A 19,764-nucleotide genomic window follows, 5' to 3' on the forward strand; every position below is an offset into this window, starting at 1 on the left:
GGTGAAGCGCACCGCGTCCGGTCCGCAGACCCCCGAACCCGCCGCCGACCGGGCCGGCGCCGAGCCGGCGTCCTCGTCCGCGTCCTGCCCCGACCCGTCCGCGTCCGACCCCGAGGGCGGCGGATCGGCGACCGCCCGGGTCCCCGCCCCGCGGCCGGGCGCCGGACTCGACGCAGGCACGGAGACCGGGCGGGCGGCCGGCCGCAAACCACCGCGTCGCCCGGGGGCCCACGGGGGACGGACCCCGTGGATCTACCTCGCGCCCGCGCTCGTCGTGCTCGGCGGGCTGCTGGTGTACCCGATCTACCAACTGGGACTCATCTCGTTCCTGGAGTACACCCAGGCCCAGGTCAGCGGTGGTGAGCCGACGTCCTTCCAGGGCTTCGCCAACTACACGGCCCTGTTCTCCGACGGCCAGTTCTGGCAGGTCCTCCTCGCGACCGTCGTCTTCGCCGCCACGTGCGTCCTCGCCACCCTCGCCGTCGGGTGCGCCCTCGCCGTGCTGCTCACGCGCGTCCGCGCCCTGCCGCGGCTCGCGCTGATGCTCGCCGCTCTGGGCGCGTGGGCGACGCCCGCGGTCACGGGGTCGACCGTCTGGGTGTTCCTCTTCGACCCGGACTTCGGCCCCGTCAACAAGGTGCTCGGGCTCGGCGACTTCTCCTGGACCTACGGCCGGTACAGCGCCTTCGCCCTCGTCCTCTTCGAAGTCGTCTGGTGCTCGTTCCCGTTCGTGATGGTGACCGTGTACGCGGGCATCAGGGCGATCCCCTCGGAGGTCCTCGAAGCGGCCTCGCTCGACGGTGCCTCGCAATGGCGCACCTGGCGTTCCGTCACGGCCCCGATGCTCCGCCCGATCCTGGTCGTGGTGACCATCCAGTCCGTCATCTGGGACTTCAAGGTCTTCACCCAGATCTACGTCATGACGAACGGCGGCGGAATCGCCGGCCAGAATCTCGTCCTCAACGTCTACGCGTACCAGAAGGCGTTCGCCTCCTCGCAGTACGGCCTCGGATCGGCGATCGGCGTCGTGATGCTGTTGATCCTGCTCGCCGTCACACTCGTCTATCTGCGGCTGCTGCGCCGCCAGGGGGAGGAACTGTGAGTCCGCAGTCCCAGCGCGTTCCCGCGGCCCGGCGGAGCCCTCTGCACCCGCTCGCACGCCGGATCCGCATTCGCCGGCCGTGGCGGCTCGCGGCGGAGGCGACCGCCCTTCTCGTCGCCGCCGCCGTCGCCCTCCCGCTCTACTGGATGGTCCTCTCCGCCTTCAAACCCGCAGGTGAGATCCAGTCCACCGAGGCACGGCCGTGGACCTTCGCCCCGTCCCTGGACTCGTTCCGCCGCGTCTTCGAACAGCAGGAATTCGGCCGCTACTTCCTCAACAGCCTCTTCGTCGCCGGAACCGTCGTGATCGCCTCCGCGCTCATCGCGTTTCTCGCCGCGACTGCGGTGACCCGGTTCCGCTTCCGGTTCCGTACGACCCTGCTCGTCATGTTCCTCGTGGCGCAGATGGTGCCGATCGAGGCGCTGACCATCCCGCTGTTCTTCCTGATGCGGGACTTCGGTCAGCTCAACACCCTCGGGGCGCTGATCCTCCCGCACATCGCCTTCTCGCTGCCGTTCGCGATCTGGATGCTGCGCGGCTTCGTCAGGGCGGTGCCGGAGGCACTGGAGGAGGCCGCGTACATCGACGGCGCGAGCCGCACCCGGTTCCTCTGGCAGATCCTCTTCCCGCTGGTCTTCCCGGGCCTCGTGGCGACGAGCGTCTTCTCGTTCATCTCGACCTGGAACGACTTCCTGTTCGCGAAGTCCTTCATCATCAGCGACACCTCGCAGTCCACCCTGCCGATGGCGCTGCTGGTCTTCTTCAAACCGGACGAGAACGACTGGGGCGGCATCATGGCGGCGTCGACCGTGATGACGATCCCGGTACTCGTCTTCTTCGTACTCGTACAGCGGCGTCTGGTCTCCGGACTGGGCGGCGCGGTGAAGGACTGAGGCCATGAGCGAGCGTTCCCACTTCCCGAATCCCCGGGTGGAACTGATTCCTGCTCCGGTACGCGTCTCGGCCTCGCTGCCGGGCGGAGGCACCGGGTACGTCATCGACGCGGAGACCGAGATCGAGGCGCACCCCGGCACCGAGGGGGTCGCGCGCTGGCTGCGCTCGACCCTCGGCGCGGCCACCGGTTACCCCTTCCCGCCGCACACGGACAACGGGAACCGGGTCCTGCTGCGCATCGTGCCCTCGCTCGCCGATGAACTCGGCAGCCCGGAGGCGTACCGCTTCACGGCAGACGGCCTCGTCGTCGCCATCGACGGGGCGAGCGAGGCGGGGGTGTTCTGGGGGGCCCAGACGCTCCGGCAACTGCTCGGCCCCGACGCCTTCCGCCGTGCTCCCGCGGCCGGGAAGCGCGAGTGGGAGGTGCCCGCCGTCACCGTCCACGACGCGCCGCGCTTCCGCTGGCGGGGTCTGATGCTCGACGTGGCCCGGCACTTCCGCCCCAAGGACGACGTCCTGCGGATGCTGGACCTGCTCGCGGCCCACAAGCTCAACACGCTCCACTTCCATCTCACCGACGACCAGGGCTGGCGCATCGAGATCAAGCGTCACCCGCGCCTCACCGAGGTCGGCGCCTGGCGTTCGCGTACGAAGTGGGGGCACCGCGCGTCGGAGCTCTGGGACGAGACCCCGCACGGCGGCTACTACACGCAGGACGACATCCGCGAGATCGTCGCGTACGCCGCCGAGCGGCACATCACCGTCGTTCCGGAAGTCGACATCCCCGGCCACTCGCAGGCCGCCGTCGCCGCGTACCCGGAACTCGGGAACACCGACGTGGTCGGCACGACGGCCCTCTCCGTCTGGGACAGCTGGGGCGTCAGCCCGAACGTCCTGGCCCCCACCGAGACCACCCTCCGCTTCTACGAAGGGGTCTTCGAGGAGGTCCTGGAGCTCTTCCCCGCCGCGGTCTCCCCGTTCGTCCACATCGGCGGCGACGAATGCCCCAAGGACCAGTGGAAGGCGTCCCCGGCCGCCCGTGCCCGTGTCGCGGAGCTGGGGCTCACCGGAGAGGACGAGCTCCAGTCGTGGTTCATCCGCCACTTCGACCGCTGGCTCGCCGACCGCGGCCGCCGCCTCATCGGCTGGGACGAGATCCTGGAGGGCGGGACGGCGGAACGGGGCCTGACCCCCGGCGCCGCGGTGTCCTCCTGGCGCGGCTACTCGGGCGGGATCGCCGCCGCCCGCGCCGGCCACGACGTCGTCATGTGCCCCGAACAGCAGGTCTATCTCGACCACCGGCAGGCCGCCGGCGAGGACGAGCCGATGCCCATCGGGTACGTGCGCACCCTGGAGGACGTCTTCCGCTTCGAGCCCGTTCCGCCGCAGCTCGCCGGTACGCCCGAGGCCGCTCGCGTCCTCGGCGCCCAGGCAAACGTCTGGACCGAGGTGATGCAGGACCGCGCCCGCGTCGACTACCAGGTCTTTCCGCGCCTCGCCGCGTTCGCGGAGACCGCCTGGTCCGCCCTGCCCGCCCCCGCCGACCGGGACTTCGCGGATTTCGAGCGGCGAATGTCCGTCCACTACGCCCGCCTTGACGCACTCGGCGTCGACTACCGGCCGCCAGGGGGCCCGTTGCCGTGGCAGAGGCGACCGGGTGTGCTCGGACGCCCGATCGAGGGGGCGCCCCCAAACGTGTGAGCCCTGCCGCAACGGGGTGTTCCGGATACGGCTCCCTGGGACCGTGGACGTCCACGGGGAAAAGTCGTACAAGGAATGCCTTGAACCGGCAATCCGCTTGTGACGGCAATGCCGTAGCAATTCGGGCATTTCCCCTGTCCGGGGAGGTCCGGGACGGATGCGTGCTTCGTGGACCCCCGCGTCGGACCGCTCGGAAGATGTGCCAGAGTTGCCACGTCCGGGCTGTGAGCACGTACGGTACGGCAACACAGGCGGACAGCCGGGACACCGGGAAGGGGCAGCTGGGTTGACCACGCACGCACCGCAGGCGGCGCAGTCCGTGACGCTGCCGGCCTCGCTCGACGAGGCCGTGGCGGCGCTCACCGCCATGCCCGCCGCCGTGCCGGTCGCAGGAGGCACGGACCTGATGGCGGCCGTCAACAAGGGCCGGCTCAGGCCCGCCGGCCTCGTCGGCCTCGGCCGGATCAACGAGATCCGCGGCTGGCAGTACCAGGACGGCCACGCCCTGCTCGGTGCCGGACTCACCCACTCCCGGATGGGCCGGCCCGACTTCGCCGCGCTCATCCCGGCGCTCGCCGCCTCCGCCCGGGCCGCCGGACCGCCGCAGATCCGCAACGCGGGCACCCTCGGCGGCAACATCGCCACCGCCGCCCCCACCGGCGACACCCTCCCGGTGCTGGCCGCCCTGGAGGCGGACCTGGTGATCGCCGGACCGGACGGGGCGACCCGCGAGATTCCCGTCTCCCATCTGCTGGCCGGCCGCGAAATGCTCGGCCCCGCCGAGCTGATCGGTTTCGTGCGCGTGCCGCTCCTGCACGCCCCCCAGGTGTTCCTCAAGGCCACCGGGCGCACCGGGCCGGGCCGGGCAACGGCGTCCGTCGCCGTCGTCCTCGACCCGGCGCGGCGCGGCGTGCGCTGCGCGGTCGGCGCGATCGCCCCGATGCCACTGCGCCCGCTGGAGGCGGAGCGCTGGATCGCCTCGCTGATCGACTGGGACGGCGAGCGCGGCCTCGCCCCCGAGGCCCTGGCGGCCTTCGGCGAGTACGTGGCGGCCGCCTGCATCCCGGACCAGGAGGGCGACGAGCAGCTGCCGCCCGCGGTCCTGCACCTGCGGCGCGTGGTCGCCGCGCTGGCCCGACGAGCGCTGGGGAGGGCACTGTCGTGAGCTCCGAGGAGAACGAGTCCCGGGACACCGCCCCGCACGGCGGCGGCTGGCAGCCGATCCCGCAGGGCGGCGAGTACGACGCCGAGGCCACGGCCTTCGTCCGGCTGCCGCCCGAGGACATGCTCGACGCACCGCTCGCCGCGCCCGGTCACGGCTACGTGCCCCCGCAGATCCCGCCCGTGAACCCGGACGACCCGTCCGGCCCGGCGGGCGCGGGCGGCTGGACCGTGCCGCAGCAGGCGTCGGACGCCGACCGGCCGCACCACTGCGCCGCGCCGGGCGCGCAGCAGCCGCAGAACCCCTACGAGCCGTACGCGGGCCACCAGCCCTACGCCGGCCACGAGCCGTACGCCGGCCCCGGCCCGCAGGGCGGGCAGGGCCCCCGCGACGGCCATGAGCCACACGACTCGTACGGCCCGCAGGGCGTCCAGGGCGCTCCGCCGGACCCGCGCGCCGGGCACGAGGCGCGGCCCGACCGCGGCCCGCAGGGCGGGGACCCCCGGACCGGCCACGGCGCGGAGGGCCCCCGCGGCCCACAGGGCGGCCACGACCCGCACGCGACGGGCCAGTGGACGTTCCCGGAGGCGGACGAACCGTCGTCGGGCCGCGCAGAGGCGCCCGCGACGGGAGACCTCACCGGCCAGTGGACCATCCCCGTCGCCCAGGGGGACATCCCGGAGGAATCGGGCGAGTTCACGACGTCCGCGCTCGCGTCCCAGTGGGGCGGCCGCACCCCGCCGGCCACCCTGCCGGGCGGCGCGCCCGCCCCGTGGGCCACGATCCCCGACGGCGGCACCCCGGCCGAGGGCACCCCCGCGGGCGGCACGCCCGCCGCCGGTACGCCGGTGGCCGGAGCCGGCTACCCCGCCACCCTCCCCGGCGGCGCTCCCGCCCCCTGGGCGACCGAGGGGTATCCCGCCCACGACGAGCAGGCCGGGTCCACCACCGAGCCCCACGCCGAAGGGCCTTCCGGCGAGCCGCACGGCCCGCGGGAGGACGAGGCGCACCCGGAAGCCGCGGGCGACGCTCCCGATGCCGCAGCCGACCCGGAGCGGAGCGCCGAGGCGCCTCAGGACGGGCCCCGGGCAGGCCGCGAGACCGGCCCCGCCGAGGACTCCGACGACCCCGGAGCCACCGGCGCCGGCACGGCCCGGCAGGACCCGGCGGGGACGCCCGATGTCGAAGCCGCAGCCGGCCCGGACGCGTCCGGTGCCGAGGAAGCCCTCGCCGACGCCCCCGCCGCGGTGAGCGACGAACACCCGCACACCTCGTACGTCCTGCGCGTGAACGGCGGCGACCGGCCCGTCACCGACGCGTGGATCGGCGAGTCCCTGCTCTACGTGCTGCGCGAGCGCCTCGGCCTCGCGGGCGCCAAGGACGGCTGCTCGCAGGGCGAGTGCGGCGCCTGCAACGTCCAGGTCGACGGCCGGCTCGTGGCCTCCTGCCTGGTGCCGGCGGCGACCGCGGCCGGGTCCGAGGTCCGTACCGTCGAGGGCCTGGCCGCCGACGGCGAACCCTCCGACGTCCAGCGAGCCCTCGCCGTGTGCGGAGCCGTCCAGTGCGGTTTCTGCATCCCCGGCATGGCCATGACCGTGCACGACCTGCTGGAGGGCAACCACGCCCCCACGGAGCTCGAGACCCGCCAGGCCCTCTCCGGCAACCTCTGCCGCTGCTCCGGCTACCGGGGCGTCCTCGACGCCGTGCGCGAGGTCGTCGCCGAACGCGAGGCGAGCGCCGCCGCGGCCGCCGAGGCCGGCGACGAGGCCCGCGAAGGGACCCAGGACGGGGCCCGCATCCCGCACCAGGCGCCCCCGGGCGGCGGTAGTGTGCAGCCCCACCCGCACGACGGAGGCATGGTGTGAGCAACGACGCGGCCATCGCGGCCCCGGCGGTCGACGATCCCGAGCAGGAACCCCCCGCTCACGGCCTCGGAGCCTCCCTCCCGCAGGCGGACGCCCGCGCCAAGACCGAGGGCACCTTCCCGTACGCCTCGGACCTGTGGGCCGAGGGCCTGCTGTGGGCGGCGATCCTGCGCTCCCCGCACCCCCACGCCCGGATCGTCTCCGTCGACACCTCCGCCGCCGCCGAGATGCCCGGCGTACGGGCCGTCGTCACCCACGCCGACGTGCCCGGCGACACCGCCTACGGACGCGGGGTCGCCGACCGGCCCGTCTTCGCCTCCGACGTCGTCCGGCACCACGGCGAGGCGATCGCGGCGGTCGCCGCGGACCACCCCGACACGGCCCGGCTCGCCGCCGCGGCGATCACCGTCGAGTACGAGGTCCTCGAACCGGTCACCGACCCGGAGAAGGCCTTCGCCGCCGAGCCGCTGCACCCCGACGGCAACCTCATCCGCCACATCCCGCTGAGCTACGGTGACCCGGAGGTCAACGGGGAGGTCGTCGTCGAGGGGCTCTACCGCATCGGCCGCCAGGACCCCGCCCCCATCGGAGCCGAGGCCGGCCTCGCCGTGCCGCGCCCCGACGGCGGCGTCGAGCTCTACACCGCCTCCACCGACCCGCACACCGACCGCGACCTCGCCGCCGCCTGCTTCGGCCTGGACAAGGAGCGCGTGAAGGTCGTCGTCACCGGCGTGCCCGGCGCGACCGGCGACCGGGAGGACCCGGGCTTCCAGATCCCCCTCGGGCTGCTCGCCCTGCGGACCGGCTGCCCGGTCAAGCTCGCCGCCACCCGCGAGGAATCCTTCCTCGGCCATGCCCACCGCCACCCCACGCTGCTGCGCTACCGCCACCACGCCGACGCCGACGGCAAGCTGCTGAAGGTCGAGGCGCAGATCCTGCTGGACGCCGGCGCGTACGCCGACGCCTCCTCCGAATCCCTCGCCGCCGCCGTCGCCTTCGCCTGCGGCCCGTACGTCGTGCCGCACGCCTTCATCGAGGGCTGGGCCGTCCGCACCAACAACCCGCCCTCCGGCCACGTCCGCGGAGAGGGCGCGCTGCAGGTCTGCGCCGCGTACGAGGCCCAGATGGACAAGCTGGCCGCGAAGCTGGGCCAGGACCCGGCCGACATCCGCCTCCGCAACGTGCTCGCCACCGGCGACATCCTGCCCACCGGCCAGACCGTCACCTGCCCGGCCCCGGTCGCCGAACTGCTCCAGGCCGTCCGCGACTTCCCGCTCCCGCCGCTGCCCAAGGACACCCCAGAGGAGGCCTGGCTGCTGCCCGGCGGACCCGAGGGAGCGGGCGAGCCCGGTGCGGTGCGGCGCGGCGTGGGCTACGCGCTGGGCATGGTCCACATGCTCGGCGCGGAAGGCACCGACGAGGTGTCCACGGCCACGGTGAAGGTCCACGACGGCGTGGCCACGGTCATCTGCGCGGCCGTCGAGACCGGGCAGGGCTTCTCCACCCTCGCCCGGCAGATCGTGCAGGAGACGCTCGGCATCGAGGAGGTGCACGTCGCCTCCGTCGACACCGACCAGCCACCGGCGGGCCCGGCCGCACACGGGCGGCACACCTGGGTCTCCGGCGGCGCGGTCGAGCGTGCGGCCAAGATGGTCCGTACGCAGCTGCTGCAGCCGCTGGCCCACAAGTTCGGCATGTCCACCGAGCTGCTGCAGATCACCGACGGCAAGATCACCTCGTACGACGGCGTGCTGTCCACTACGGTCACCGAGGCCATGGACGGCAAGGAGCTCTGGGCCACCGCCCAGTGCCGCCCGCACCCCACCGAACCCCTCGACGACCACGGCCAGGGCGACGCCTTCGTCGGCCTCGCCTTCTGCGCGATCCGCGCGGTCGTCGACGTCGACATCGAACTCGGCTCCGTGCGCGTCGTGGAGATGGCCGTCGCCCAGGACGTGGGCCGCATCCTCAACCCCGCCCAGCTCGCCACCCGGATCGAGGCGGGCGTCACCCAGGGCATCGGTGCGGCGCTCACCGAGAACCTCCGCACGGCCCGCGGTCTGGTCCGCCACCCCGACCTGACGGGCTACGCGCTGCCGACGGCCCTCGACGCCCCCGACATCCGCATCGTCAAACTCGTCGAGGAACGCGACGTGGTGGCCCCCTTCGGCGCCAAGGCGGCCAGCGCCGTCCCGGTCGTCACCTCCCCGGCGGCCGTCGCCTCGGCGGTCCGCGCGGCCACGGGCCGCCCGGTCAACCGCCTCCCGATCCGGCCGCAGGCGGCGGTGGCCACGCCGTAGGAGCGGGGTGCAGCGGGAAGAGGACGTGCACCGCTGGGCCTGCCGGGGCGAAGCCGGTCAGTCCGTGCCGCCCCACACCGCCGTGGCGGTCTCGTTCTGCAGCAGGAACAGGCGCTTTCCGTCGGACGTCAGCTTCAGTGACTTCTGACTGCCCTGCGGGTGGTTCCAGGCGGGCCTGCCCGTGTCCTTGCGGAGCGCGATCGCGTCGAAGGAATCGGGGTCCTTGCCGGTGACGTCGCAGACGAGGTCGCCGAGGACCTGGGGCCGCGTACTGGGGATCGGCACGCTCTGGATGTCGGTCGCCCAGACCTTGGCGCCGTCGCTGAGCCGGCGGCAGTGCAGCGTCGTCCCCGCCACCACGTACACATGGCCCCCGTCGACGGTGGGCGAACCCCAGTCCTGGCCGGATTCCGGGGCGAGAGTCCACACGTCCTCGTCGTCCTCGATCCGGATGGCGATCAGCGAGCCACCGCCCACGACGGCGAGGCCCTCGTGGACCGCCGGGATGGAGCCGAAGCGGTTCCCCTTGGCCCGGAACAGGGCGAGCGCCCCGGTGCGGAGTTCCAGTGCGGTGATGGCGCCCGCGTCGGACTGAAGGACCAGATGGTCCTCGCTCGCGCGGGCGTATCCGCTGCCGAACTCGGTACGGGCGGTCCAGCGCGGCTTGCGGGTCCTGGTGTCGAGGGCGCGGATGTCGCCGTCGTGCGTCACCGCGAACAGGCAGTCGCCGTTCCCAGCCAGCAGGAGGGCGGCCTCCATTTCGGCAGCCCACTTCTCCTTGCCCGAGGCGGCGTCGAGGGCGTGCACCGTACCGCCGCCGTCCGCGGCCGCGATCAGCCCCCCGGGCAGCGCCACGAGTTCGGCGGACGCGGTGACGTTCGGCGCCCGCCACTTCTGTCTGCCGTCCTCGGCCCCGTAGGCGACGAGTCCGCCGTCCTTGGCCCCGAAGACGACGGTGCCGTCGACGACGACCGCGGGAGGGCTGAAGGGGTCGGCGACCGCGAGCGGGCCCCATGTGCGGGCGCCCGCCTTCGCACCCTTCCGGCCGGATGCGCCCTCCGCTTCCCGGCCGCCCAGCAGCCATGCGGCGGTGCCCCCTCCGGCGCCGAGGACGGCGGCGCCCACCGCGAGCCCGGCCAGCAGACGGCGGCGGCCCGGCGGCGACGCGACGACCGTGCCGGGCAGGGTGGACCACTGCTGCGCACCGGTCTCGCGCGCCCGGATGTCCTCGGCCAGCGGGCCCTGACGCCAGATCCGCTCGGCCCGCCGCGGCGCGGCGAACGCCGTGCGGATCAGGTCGGGGGTGGGCCGGGCGGCCGGGTCCTTCGCCAGGCAGGGCCCGATGAGTGCGCTCAGCGGCCCGGGCACCCGGCTCAGATCCGGCTCCCCGTGCACCACTTCGTACTGGACCGCCGCCACATGGCCGCCCGTGTACGCCCGTACGCCGCTCGCCGCGTAGGCCAGGACCGCGCCCAGCGAGAACACGTCGGCGGCCGGGCCGACCCGCTGGCCCAGCACCTGCTCGGGCGCGCCGTATCCCGGGGTGACCGGTACCTGTCCCGTGGTCGTGAGGGTGAGCCCGTGCTCGGGCCGGGCGATGCCGAAGTCGATGACACGCGGGCCGGAGGAGGTCAGCACGATGTTCGCGGGCTTGAGGTCGCGATGGACCAAGCCGGCCCGGTGAATGGTCCCGAGGGTGTCGGCGAGGGAGGCGGCGAGCGCTCGCACGGCCTGCTCCGGCAGCGGCCCCTGGCCGGTGACTGCCTCTTCCAGGGTCGGGCCCGCGAGGAACTCCGAGGCGATCCAGAGGCGCCCGCCCTCGGTCTGGGCGGCGAGGACCCGGGCGACACCACGGCCGGTGACGGTCCTGGCGGCCTCGGCCTCACGCAGGAAGCGCTGCACCATGTGCCGGTCGTTGGAGAGTTGCGGCAGCAGGACCTTCACAGCGGCGGGCCGGCCCTGGTCGTCGTGGCCGAAGTACACCTTGCCCATGCCGCCGGCGCCGAGCACGCCGACGAGACGGTAGGGGCCGAGCCGGAGCGGGTCGCCGGGGCCGAGGGGGTTCATCGGGGTGGTCGTCCTCTGGTCTGCGGGTGCGGTGCGGTGGAGCGGGGGTTCGGGTGAGGTGCGTCAGGGTGAGTGCGTCAGGGGGAGGTGCGTCGGGGTGCGGGGGCGGAGCACGTGGGAGCGCGCGGGCGGTGCCCGGTTGCCCGCACGCGGCCCGGCGCTCAGCCGTAGTCGAAGGCGAGATTGACCGCGGCGACGTCCGTGCCGTCCGTGAGGACGAGGCGCGGGACGCGTTCGTGGAGGCTCATGGTCCGTGAACGCCGCCGGAACACCCACTCCTGGCGTTTGGACTCCCGGCCGACGGAGTACACGCTGCCGCCGGTCATGACGTACACGAACCTGTCGTTCACGACCACGGGTACCGTGAGGTCGGGCCGGCCCCCGGTCTCCGCCTCCCACCGCAGCCGGCCGTCCGCGGCGGCCACGGCCACCACGCCCTTGTCCCGCTCCGCCGCGTGGACGATGCCGTCACGCAGGGCGGGGGTGCCGTACGCGCCCGCCGGCCGACCCGCCCCGAACGTCCAGGCCGCCTTGCCGTCGGTCAGCCGCAGGGCCTGGAGCCGCTGCCCGCCGACGTACACATGCCGGTCGTCCGTGACGAGCGAGTTCGGCGCGAGCGAGGGGATGCCGTGCTTCTCGCCGGGCAGGGTGGTCCGCCACAGTTGCCTGCCGTTGCGGACGTCCAGGGCGCTGACCTCGTGTCCGCTGCCGCCGCTCGCCGGCCTGTGGAGGATCAGCCTGCCAACGGCGAGGGCGGTGACGACGAGGTCGTCGGGGCCGCCGACGTCGGCGGCGCGCAGCGGTGTGCTCCACTTCTCCTGGCCCGTCCGGGCGTCGAGGGCCCTGAGGTGCCAGAGGAAGCCGCCCGGTTCCTCCGCCGCGACGTACGCCGTGCCGCCGCCGACCCGCAGCAGTGCGACCCGGCGGACGAGCGGCTTGAACACGACCGGCGGGGAGAGCCGCCCGTCCCGCGGGTCGACGGTGTGCAGCACCGCCCGCGAGCGATGGGGCTCCTCGCGGAGCAGGACGTGGATCTGCTTGCCGTCCGTGTGCACGTGCCGGGACTCCCGTACGTCCCGCACGAGCCAACGGCGCTCCCCGTTGAGGGCCGCGAGCCCCAGCAGCCCCTCACCGGTCGCCAGCACGGCGACCTCCCCGACGGGGAGGGGTGCGAGCAGGGCCGCCGTGTCCGCCTTCGCGGGGATGACGTTCTTGAGCCACGCCTGGCCCTCGACTGTGGGCCCGGTGACCGGCGGCGGGGTCGCACCGCGGCCGCCGGCCCCGCCGGTCGTTCCGGCGTCGGGATCCCGCAGCCACGCCCAGGCCCCTGCGCCGGCGCACGCGACCGCGAGGGCCGACGCTCCGGAGAGCCCCAGCAGCCTGCGGCGGCTCGTCCGGGACCGCGATCCGGAGTCCGGGACGGTCCGGGGGAGCGGTGCGCCTGTCGGCGCCGGGAGCCGGTACGGCGTGTACTGCCACACCTCGGTCGCCCGGCGGGCGATCTCCATGAGGACGGTGTCCGGGAGGTGGTCGGCGAAGTCGCCCCGCCCGTCGTGGAGTTCCCCGACGAGCTGTGCGGTGGTGGGCCGCTCGCCGGACTGCTTGGCCAGGCAGCGGGACAGGACGGGGACGAGCGCCGCGGGGACCCCGGTCAGGTCCGGCTCGGCGTAGCGGACGCGGTAGAGGAGGTCGGCTGCCTGGCCGGTGCCGAAGGGGCCGTGGCCCGAGGCCGCGTACACCAGCACTCCGGCGAGGGCGAAGACGTCGCCCGCGGGTGTGTGGTCCTGGCCGGTCGCCTGCTCCGGCGACATGAACGCGGGGGTACCGGCCGCGACACCCACCCGGGTCAGCCGCTCGTCCCCGTCGGCGCGGGCGATGCCGAAGTCGATGATCTTGGGCCCGTACGCCGTGATCATGACATTCGACGGCTTGAGGTCACGGTGCACCACATCGGAGGAGTGCAGCTGACCGAGGGCACCCGCGAGTGCCGCGCCCAGGGCGCGGACCCCGGACTCGGGCAGCGGTCCGCACAGCTCGACGGCGTCGTCCAGCGGCGGGCCGAGGACGTACTCGGTTGCCAGCCAGGGGGTCTCGGCCAGCGGATCGGCGTCGACGACGGCGGCACCGTGCTGCGACCCGATGATCCGGGCGGCGTCGGTCTCCAGCCGGAACCGGGTCCGTGCGGCGGGGTCGGCGGCGATCGCCTGGTGCATGGTCTTCAGGGCCACGGTGCGGCCGCCGGGTGTCCGGGCCAGATAGACCGTGCCCATTCCGCCACTGCCGAGGCGCGCCTGGAGCCGGTACCGGGCGAGGAGTTCGGGGTCGTCGTGGGTGAGCGGGGAGAGCATGGTCAGGGCGTCCTGATCTCTGCGGAGAGCACTTCGGCGGACTGGCGGGCGAGCGCGGCGACGACACGGCCCGGGAGCCAGCCGGGCAGCAGCAGCGGGCCGGCGGTCGAGAGCACGGTCGCGTGCGGCGTCGGGGGTGCGAGGGCGGCGAGGGCGGCGGCCGCGGTGGGGCGGTTCGCCGGGTCGCGCGTCAGGCACATCGCCACCAAGGGGCGCAGCGTGGAGGGGAGTTCGGAGCCCTCCGGTGTGGTGTGGCCCGTGGCGGCGTACGCGAGCACCGAGCCCAGCGCGTACAGGTCCCCGGGCGGCCGAGGGCGGCCGCCCGCCGCCTGCTCCGGGGCGAGGCTGCCCGGTTCCAGCCCCGGAATCCCGGACCGCGATGCGCCGTCCGGCCCGGCGGCCCGCACGGCGCCGAAGCACGTCAGCCGGGGCCCGTCCCCCGTCAGCAGCACCGAGGCGGGTGACAGCCCGGCGTGGGCGAGCCCTTGGGCGTGCGCGGCGACGAGGGTCTCCGCCACTGCGGCGCCGATCGCCCGCACCGACGGTTCGGGCAGCGGCCCGCCGTGCACCGCGAGGGCCACCGGGAGCGGCAACGCGGGCAGGTACGGCGACGCGTACCAGCGGACGGCACCCGCCGGAGCGATCTCGGTCACCGGCGACACCCACGGACCGGTCAGCCGCCGCGCGCCGCCGGCCTCGTCCGCGAACCGCGCCGCGTCCGCACCCGGCAGCGGCGCCCCGAGCAGCACGGTGCGGTCGCCGTCGCCGGCCCGGCGTGCGACGAAACGCCGGTGCGGGACGGGGTAACCCGGGGGATCCAGACGCGCGATGAGCGCGAAGGGACCCAACCGGCGCGACGGACCCGGGCTTTCCACGTGCACATCCCCCCTGTGTGTGATCAACAGGAGCCTACTGAGGGGACGGAGGGCCGGGCACGGGCGGGGCAGGGGGAGGGCGGTGAGTGCTGGACGGCCCCGTGTGCGAGTGAACAGAAGCACAGCGAGAGCATGGCCTCAGGGCCCCGACCGGGAGAGCCTCGTCTGCACCCACCGTGAGCCGGGTCGGCCACGTGGCCAAGAGGTGAGGTGAGCATTCAGATGCGGCCAAGTCGGAAGAAGCGCGTCACGACCCTGGGCCTCGGTTGCCTGGTGGCGGCCGGCGCGGTCTTCGGGTACCTGGAGATCTTCACCACGGGGATCGACCGGCTGCCGGACAAGCCCTGCTCCGGCGCGGTGGACCGGGAGACGCTTTTGTACGTCCCTTGCACTCCTCCCGGCAAGAAGCCCGGCGGGGCGCGGGAAGCCTACGCACTGACTGTCGACGCGCGCACCATTGGTGAGACACGCGTTCACGGGAACGAGTTGAGGCAGGTCCTCATCGACTTCGCCTACCAGCTCGCTCGGCACACGTATGAGGCTGCCGACTGCCAGGAGTCGCGGACCTTTCCGAAGGAACTGCCCCGGCTGCCGGCCGCGTGATCCGAGGCTGTGGCCCGGACGGCGGGAAAGTGATCCGGGGCTCGGCGAGTACACCCGGATGTGCCACCCGCTACGACGGCGCCGTGGCCGGCCCTCGTCGCTCCCGGACCGTCGCCGTCCGTCCCGGGGCACTGCGCGGTCGTGATCGCGCGTCAGCGTGGAGACCGTGGCGGGATTCGAACCCACGTAACTCGCTTTGCAGGCGAGCCCCTCAACCACTCGGGCACACGGTCCTGTGTTTCTCGATGCGTCGACCGTAGGCGGCGGCGGAGAGGGCGCTCAAGGCCTGGGCGGGGGCTGCAATGCGACTGCCACACGGCGTTCACGAACGGCCCGCGGGAGGAGCCGGGCGTCGGGCCCGGGCGGTGCGTGACGCGGTGTCCGCGCCGATCGCCCACCGCCCGGCCGCCTGACCGGAACGGGACGGGCGGGGACCCGCGAGCCCGGCTACCGGCCCGCCCCTCCGGGGCCTAGGACCAACGGCCGATCCGAACCCCGCCCCACGACAGGGGCCATGCCCGACCATGCCCCTTACTCTGGAGCGCATGACAGCGCTCGAACCTCGTGACGCGGCCGGTACCGGCGACGCGGCGGTCAAGGAGGCCCGTGACGGCCTCGGCGGGACCGGCACCGCTGCCGGTACGGACGAGGCCGGAACGGGCGGGGTGCTCGGGAGCAGCCTCCGCGCCCTCAGTGTCGGCATCGTCTCCGTCGTCCTGCTGATCGCGTTCGAGGCGACCGCCGTCGGTACGGCCATGCCCGTTGCGGCGCGGGAGCTGGACGGGGTGCCGCTGTACGCGTTCGCCTTCTCCGCGTACTTCACGACCAGCCTGTTCGGCATGGTGCTGTCCGGGCAGTGGGCCGACCGCCGAGGCCCGCTCGGGCCGCTGACCGCCGGGATCGCCGCCTTCGGCGTGGGTCTCCTGCTGTCCGGCACCGCCGCGACGATGTGGTGGTTCATCGCCGGCCGGGCGGTCCAGGGGCTCGGCGGCGGCCTGGTGATCGTCGCCCTGTACGTCGTCGTCGGCCGGGCCTACCCCGAGCACCTGCGGCCGACGATCATGGCCGCGTTCGCCGCGAGCTGGGTGATCCCCTCCGTCGTCGGTCCGCTCGCGGCCGGGACGGTCACCGAACACCTCGGCTGGCGCTGGGTCTTCGTCGGCATCCCCGTCCTCGTCGTCGTCCCGCTCGCCCTCGCCGCTCCCGCGATACGGCGGCGGGCGTCGGGTCCGGTGGATCCGGAGGCGCCCGTCCCTGCGCTGGACCGGCGCAGGATCCGGCTGGCGTTCGGAATCTCCCTCGGCGCGGGAGTGCTCCAGTACGCGGCCCAGGACCTGCGGTGGCTCTCCCTCGCCCCGGCCGCCGCGGGTGCCGCGCTGCTCGTGCCGGCCGCGCTCGGGCTGCTGCCGCGCGGCACGTTCCGCTCGGCGCGCGGGCTGCCGTCGGTGGTGCTGCTCCGCGGCGTGGCCGCCGGGTCGTTCATCGCGGCGGAGTCCTTCGTACCGCTGATGCTCGTGACCCAGCGCGGGTTGTCGCCGACGCTGGCGGGCCTGTCGCTCGCGGTGGGCGGGGCGACGTGGGCGCTGGGCTCGTTCGTCCAGTCCCGGCCGCGGCTGGAGCCGTACCGGGAGCGGCTGACCGTGGCGGGCATGGTGCTCGTGGCGGCGGCGATCGCGGCGGCACCGAGCGTGCTGATCCCGTCCGTGCCGGTGTGGGTCGTCGGGGTCGCCTGGGGCTGGGGCTGCTTCGGCATGGGCCTGGTCATCTCCTCGACCAGCGTGCTGCTGCTGAAGCTGTCCGCCCCCGCGGAAGCCGGTACCAACTCCGCCGCGCTCCAGATCTCCGACGGGCTGTCGAACGTCCTGCTGCTGGCCGCGGGCGGCGCCGCCTTCGCCGCGCTGGGCGGGGGAGCGGCGGGCGGCCACGGTGCGGTCGCGGCTGCGGGGGCGGAGAGCGTCGCCCACCCGGCCGCCTTCGCCGCCGTCTTCCTGCCCATGGCGGCGGTCGCGCTGCTCGGTGCCTGGGTCGCCACCCGCCTGCACCAGCGCCGCCCCGCCTGAGGCCGGGTCGCCTGAGGCCGGGTCGCCCGGTCGGCGGCCGGGTCGGCGCCGGGCAGCCGCCGCCCGCCGCGCCCCGGACGTCCGCCCTGGGCGGCACGTGAACGAACGGACGGGAACGGGCAGGCGGACGGGAACGAACGGACGGGAACGGGCGGACGAACACGGGCGGACGGGAACGGCGCTCGGGGTGCCCCCGGGGCCCGGATTCACCGCGCGGCCGGAACGGGCCGCGCATAGCATCGGGCCATGCACGAGCTCACGATCATCCTCACGGACGCGGAACGCGACGAACTGCACGACCTCGCGGACGCCCAGGGCCGGACTCCGGAGGAGCTCGCGCACGATGCGGTGCACCACCATCTGCGGGTGCAGAGCGAGCGGCTGGCCGCGCTGGCCGGGCGACTGGCCCAGCAGCACGCGGGCCTGCTGAGGAGGCTCGGCGAATGACCCACCAGACCACGACCCAGACGCGTCACCTCACCGTCGCCGAGGTGACGGCGATCGCCCGGTTCGCCTTCGGCGGCCACCCGCCGGAACTGCGCGCCGGCGGTCTCCTGGAGTCCGCCGTGCACCGGCCCCGCTCCCGGATGTACGGGGTGGCCGCCTACCCGGACCTGTGGGAGCAGGCAGGCGCCCTGCTGCACGCCATCGCCTCGAACCACCCGTTCGTCGACGGCAACAAGCGCACGGCGTGGCTGTCGACGGCGGTCTTCCTCGCCCTCAACGGCGCCGACCCCGTCAACGTCGACCAGGACCGGGCGTACGACCTGGTCGTCTCCGTCGCGGCCGGCGAGATGACCGATCCGGCCCTGATCGGGGCCGTGCTGCGCACTCTGTGAACCGCGGTGGACGACCGGCCCGGCGGGGCGGCCCGGCTCTGTGAGGCGGGTCTCACCCCGCCCCGGGGCGGCCCGGTGAGGCCCGCCCGGGAGCGGCGGCACCGGTAGGGTGGCCCGGTTGTCGTACGTAACGCCGTAGCCCTGCCTCGAACCGGAGACCGTGTCTACTACCGCCTCCCACCACCTCTCACCCGCCTTTCCCGGCCGTGCTCCCTGGGGTACGGCCAACAAGCTGCGCGCCTGGCAGCAGGGCGCCATGGAGAAGTACATCCAGGAACAGCCCCGCGACTTCCTCGCGGTGGCGACGCCCGGCGCCGGCAAGACGACGTTCGCGCTCACCCTCGCCTCCTGGCTGCTGCACCACCACGTCGTGCAGCAGATCACCGTGGTCGCGCCGACCGAGCATCTGAAGAAGCAGTGGGCGGCCGCGGCCGCGCGCATAGGCATCAAGCTGGACCCGGACTACAGCGCCGGTCCGCTGAGCAAGGAGTACGACGGGGTCGCCGTCACCTACGCCGGCGTCGGCGTGCGCCCGATGCTGCACCGCAACCGCAGCGAGCAGCGCAAGACCCTGGTCATCCTCGACGAGATCCACCACGCCGGCGACTCCAAGTCGTGGGGAGAGGCGTGCCTGGAGGCGTTCGAACCGGCCACCCGCCGTCTCGCCCTCACCGGTACGCCCTTCCGCTCCGACACGAACCCCATTCCCTTCGTCACGTACGAGGAGGGGAACGACGGCATCCGCCGCTCGGCCGCCGACTACACGTACGGCTACGGCAACGCCCTCGGCGACGGTGTCGTCCGCCCCGTGATCTTCCTGTCCTACAGCGGCAACATGCGCTGGCGCACCAAGGCCGGTGACGAGGTGGCCGCCAGGCTCGGCGAGCCGATGACCAAGGACGCCGTCTCGCAGGCGTGGCGCACCGCACTCGACCCGCGCGGCGACTGGATGCCGAACGTGCTCCGCGCGGCCGACCAGCGGCTGAGCGAGGTCAGGAAGGCGATTCCGGACGCGGGCGGTCTCGTCATCGCCTCCGACCAGGACTCGGCGCGCGCCTACGCCAAGCTGATCCGGGAGATCACCGGCACGAAGGCGACCGTCGTGCTGTCCGACGACGCGGGAGCGTCGAAGCGCATCGACGAGTTCAGCGAAAACCAGGACCGCTGGATGGTCGCCGTCCGGATGGTGTCCGAGGGCGTCGACGTCCCGCGGCTCGCTGTCGGCGTGTACGCCACGACCATCTCCACCCCCCTCTTCTTCGCCCAGGCCGTCGGCCGTTTCGTCCGCTCGCGGCGGCGCGGCGAGACGGCGTCGGTGTTCCTGCCGACGATCCCGATGCTGCTGAGCTTCGCGAACGAGATGGAGGTCGAGCGGGACCACGCGCTCGACCGGCCGAAGAAGGAGGGGGAGGAGGACCCCTACGCCGAGTCCGAGCAGGAGATGGACGAGGCGAACAAGCAGCAGGACGAGGACACCGGCGAACAGGACATGCTGCCCTTCGAGGCGCTGGAGTCCGACGCCGTCTTCGACCGGGTGATGTACAACGGCGCCGAGTTCGGCATGCAGGCCCACCCGGGCAGCGAGGAGGAGCAGGACTACCTGGGCATCCCGGGCCTGCTGGAACCGGACCAGGTGCAACTGCTGCTGCAGAAGCGGCAGGCGCGGCAGATCGCGCACAGCCGCAAGAAGCCGGACGCGGAGGCGGATCTGCTGGAACTGCCCGCCGAACGTCGTCCGGTGGTCTCGCACAAGGAACTGCTGGAGCTGCGGAAGCAGCTGAACACGATGGTGGGTGCGTACGTCCACCAGAGCGGCAAGCCGCACGGGGTGATCCACACCGAGCTGCGGCGGGTGTGCGGAGGGCCGCCGAGCGCGGAGGCGACGGCGGGGCAGATCCGGGAGCGGATCAAGAAGGTGCAGGAGTGGGCCACGCGTATGCGGTGAGCG

Annotated in this window: 14 protein-coding genes and 1 tRNA gene; 11 read left to right on the top strand and 4 right to left on the bottom strand. The window is 73.9% G+C overall.

What is annotated here, in order from left to right:
• Position 1: 1 nt before the first annotated feature.
• From BLT82_RS29750 to BLT82_RS29775, 6 genes are all read left to right on the top strand, one after another.
• Positions 2–1,102 (top strand): carbohydrate ABC transporter permease, encoded by a 1,101-nt coding sequence (locus BLT82_RS29750; protein ID WP_244529723.1) that lies wholly within the window; start codon positions 2–4, stop codon positions 1,100–1,102.
• 41 nt (positions 1,103–1,143) lie between these two features.
• Positions 1,144–1,995 carry a carbohydrate ABC transporter permease gene (locus tag BLT82_RS29755; protein WP_093660573.1) on the top strand — a complete coding sequence of 284 codons (852 nt, stop codon included), beginning with the start codon at positions 1,144–1,146 and terminating at the stop codon, positions 1,993–1,995.
• Between the two features lie 4 nt (positions 1,996–1,999).
• Positions 2,000–3,697: a beta-N-acetylhexosaminidase gene (locus tag BLT82_RS29760; protein WP_093660415.1), complete on the top strand. Its 1,698-nt coding sequence runs from the start codon at positions 2,000–2,002 to the stop codon at positions 3,695–3,697.
• A 286-nt stretch (positions 3,698–3,983) separates the two neighbouring features.
• Entirely contained in the window at positions 3,984–4,862 is an 879-nt protein-coding gene (locus BLT82_RS29765) for an FAD binding domain-containing protein (RefSeq protein ID WP_093660417.1), read from the top strand.
• Positions 4,859–6,724, top strand: a complete 1,866-nt coding sequence (locus BLT82_RS29770) for a 2Fe-2S iron-sulfur cluster-binding protein (RefSeq protein ID WP_093660419.1) — start codon at positions 4,859–4,861, stop codon at positions 6,722–6,724. Before BLT82_RS29765 ends, BLT82_RS29770 begins: the two co-directional genes overlap by 4 nt.
• On the top strand, positions 6,721–9,024 hold the full coding sequence (locus tag BLT82_RS29775) for a xanthine dehydrogenase family protein molybdopterin-binding subunit (protein ID WP_093660421.1): 2,304 nt from the start codon (positions 6,721–6,723) through the stop codon (positions 9,022–9,024). The genes BLT82_RS29770 and BLT82_RS29775 overlap by 4 nt, the downstream gene beginning before the upstream one ends.
• A gap of 57 nt (positions 9,025–9,081) precedes the next feature.
• Here BLT82_RS29775 and BLT82_RS29780 read toward each other — a convergent pair whose 3' ends face one another.
• The 3 genes from BLT82_RS29780 to BLT82_RS29790 all read right to left on the bottom strand — a co-directional run bounded on the left by BLT82_RS29780 (position 9,082) and on the right by BLT82_RS29790 (position 14,314).
• Positions 9,082–11,091 (bottom strand): protein kinase domain-containing protein, encoded by a 2,010-nt coding sequence (locus BLT82_RS29780; protein WP_093660423.1) that lies wholly within the window; start codon positions 11,089–11,091, stop codon positions 9,082–9,084.
• A gap of 161 nt (positions 11,092–11,252) precedes the next feature.
• On the bottom strand, positions 11,253–13,439 hold the full coding sequence (locus BLT82_RS29785) for a serine/threonine-protein kinase (protein ID WP_093660425.1): 2,187 nt from the start codon (positions 13,437–13,439) through the stop codon (positions 11,253–11,255).
• A 2-nt stretch (positions 13,440–13,441) separates the two neighbouring features.
• Positions 13,442–14,314: a protein kinase family protein gene (locus BLT82_RS29790; RefSeq protein WP_244529725.1), complete on the bottom strand. Its 873-nt coding sequence runs from the start codon at positions 14,312–14,314 to the stop codon at positions 13,442–13,444.
• A gap of 210 nt (positions 14,315–14,524) precedes the next feature.
• On the opposite strand from BLT82_RS29790, the gene BLT82_RS29795 reads away from it, so the two are divergent.
• On the top strand, positions 14,525–14,917 hold the full coding sequence (locus BLT82_RS29795; protein WP_093660429.1) for a hypothetical protein: 393 nt from the start codon (positions 14,525–14,527) through the stop codon (positions 14,915–14,917).
• A 158-nt stretch (positions 14,918–15,075) separates the two neighbouring features.
• Here BLT82_RS29795 and BLT82_RS29800 read toward each other — a convergent pair.
• Positions 15,076–15,150: transfer RNA gene (locus BLT82_RS29800), tRNA-Cys, on the bottom strand.
• Positions 15,151–15,462: 312 nt separating this feature from the next.
• On the opposite strand from BLT82_RS29800, the gene BLT82_RS29805 reads away from it, so the two are divergent.
• The 4 genes from BLT82_RS29805 to BLT82_RS29820 all read left to right on the top strand — a co-directional run bounded on the left by BLT82_RS29805 (position 15,463) and on the right by BLT82_RS29820 (position 19,761).
• A complete protein-coding gene (locus BLT82_RS29805) occupies positions 15,463–16,977 on the top strand; it encodes an MFS transporter (RefSeq protein ID WP_093660431.1) in 1,515 nt (504 codons plus the stop codon).
• Between the two features lie 246 nt (positions 16,978–17,223).
• Complete coding sequence (locus BLT82_RS29810) at positions 17,224–17,424, top strand: hypothetical protein (protein WP_093660433.1); 201 nt, start codon at positions 17,224–17,226, stop codon at positions 17,422–17,424.
• Positions 17,421–17,816, top strand: coding sequence for a type II toxin-antitoxin system death-on-curing family toxin (locus BLT82_RS29815; protein WP_093660435.1), 396 nt, complete (start codon positions 17,421–17,423; stop codon positions 17,814–17,816). The genes BLT82_RS29810 and BLT82_RS29815 overlap by 4 nt, the downstream gene beginning before the upstream one ends.
• 160 nt (positions 17,817–17,976) lie before the next feature.
• On the top strand, positions 17,977–19,761 hold the full coding sequence (locus tag BLT82_RS29820; RefSeq protein ID WP_093660437.1) for a DEAD/DEAH box helicase: 1,785 nt from the start codon (positions 17,977–17,979) through the stop codon (positions 19,759–19,761).
• The last annotated feature ends 3 nt before the right edge of the window (positions 19,762–19,764 follow it).

This window comes from Streptomyces wuyuanensis (assembly GCF_900103455.1).
GTDB lineage: Bacteria > Actinomycetota > Actinomycetes > Streptomycetales > Streptomycetaceae > Streptomyces > Streptomyces wuyuanensis.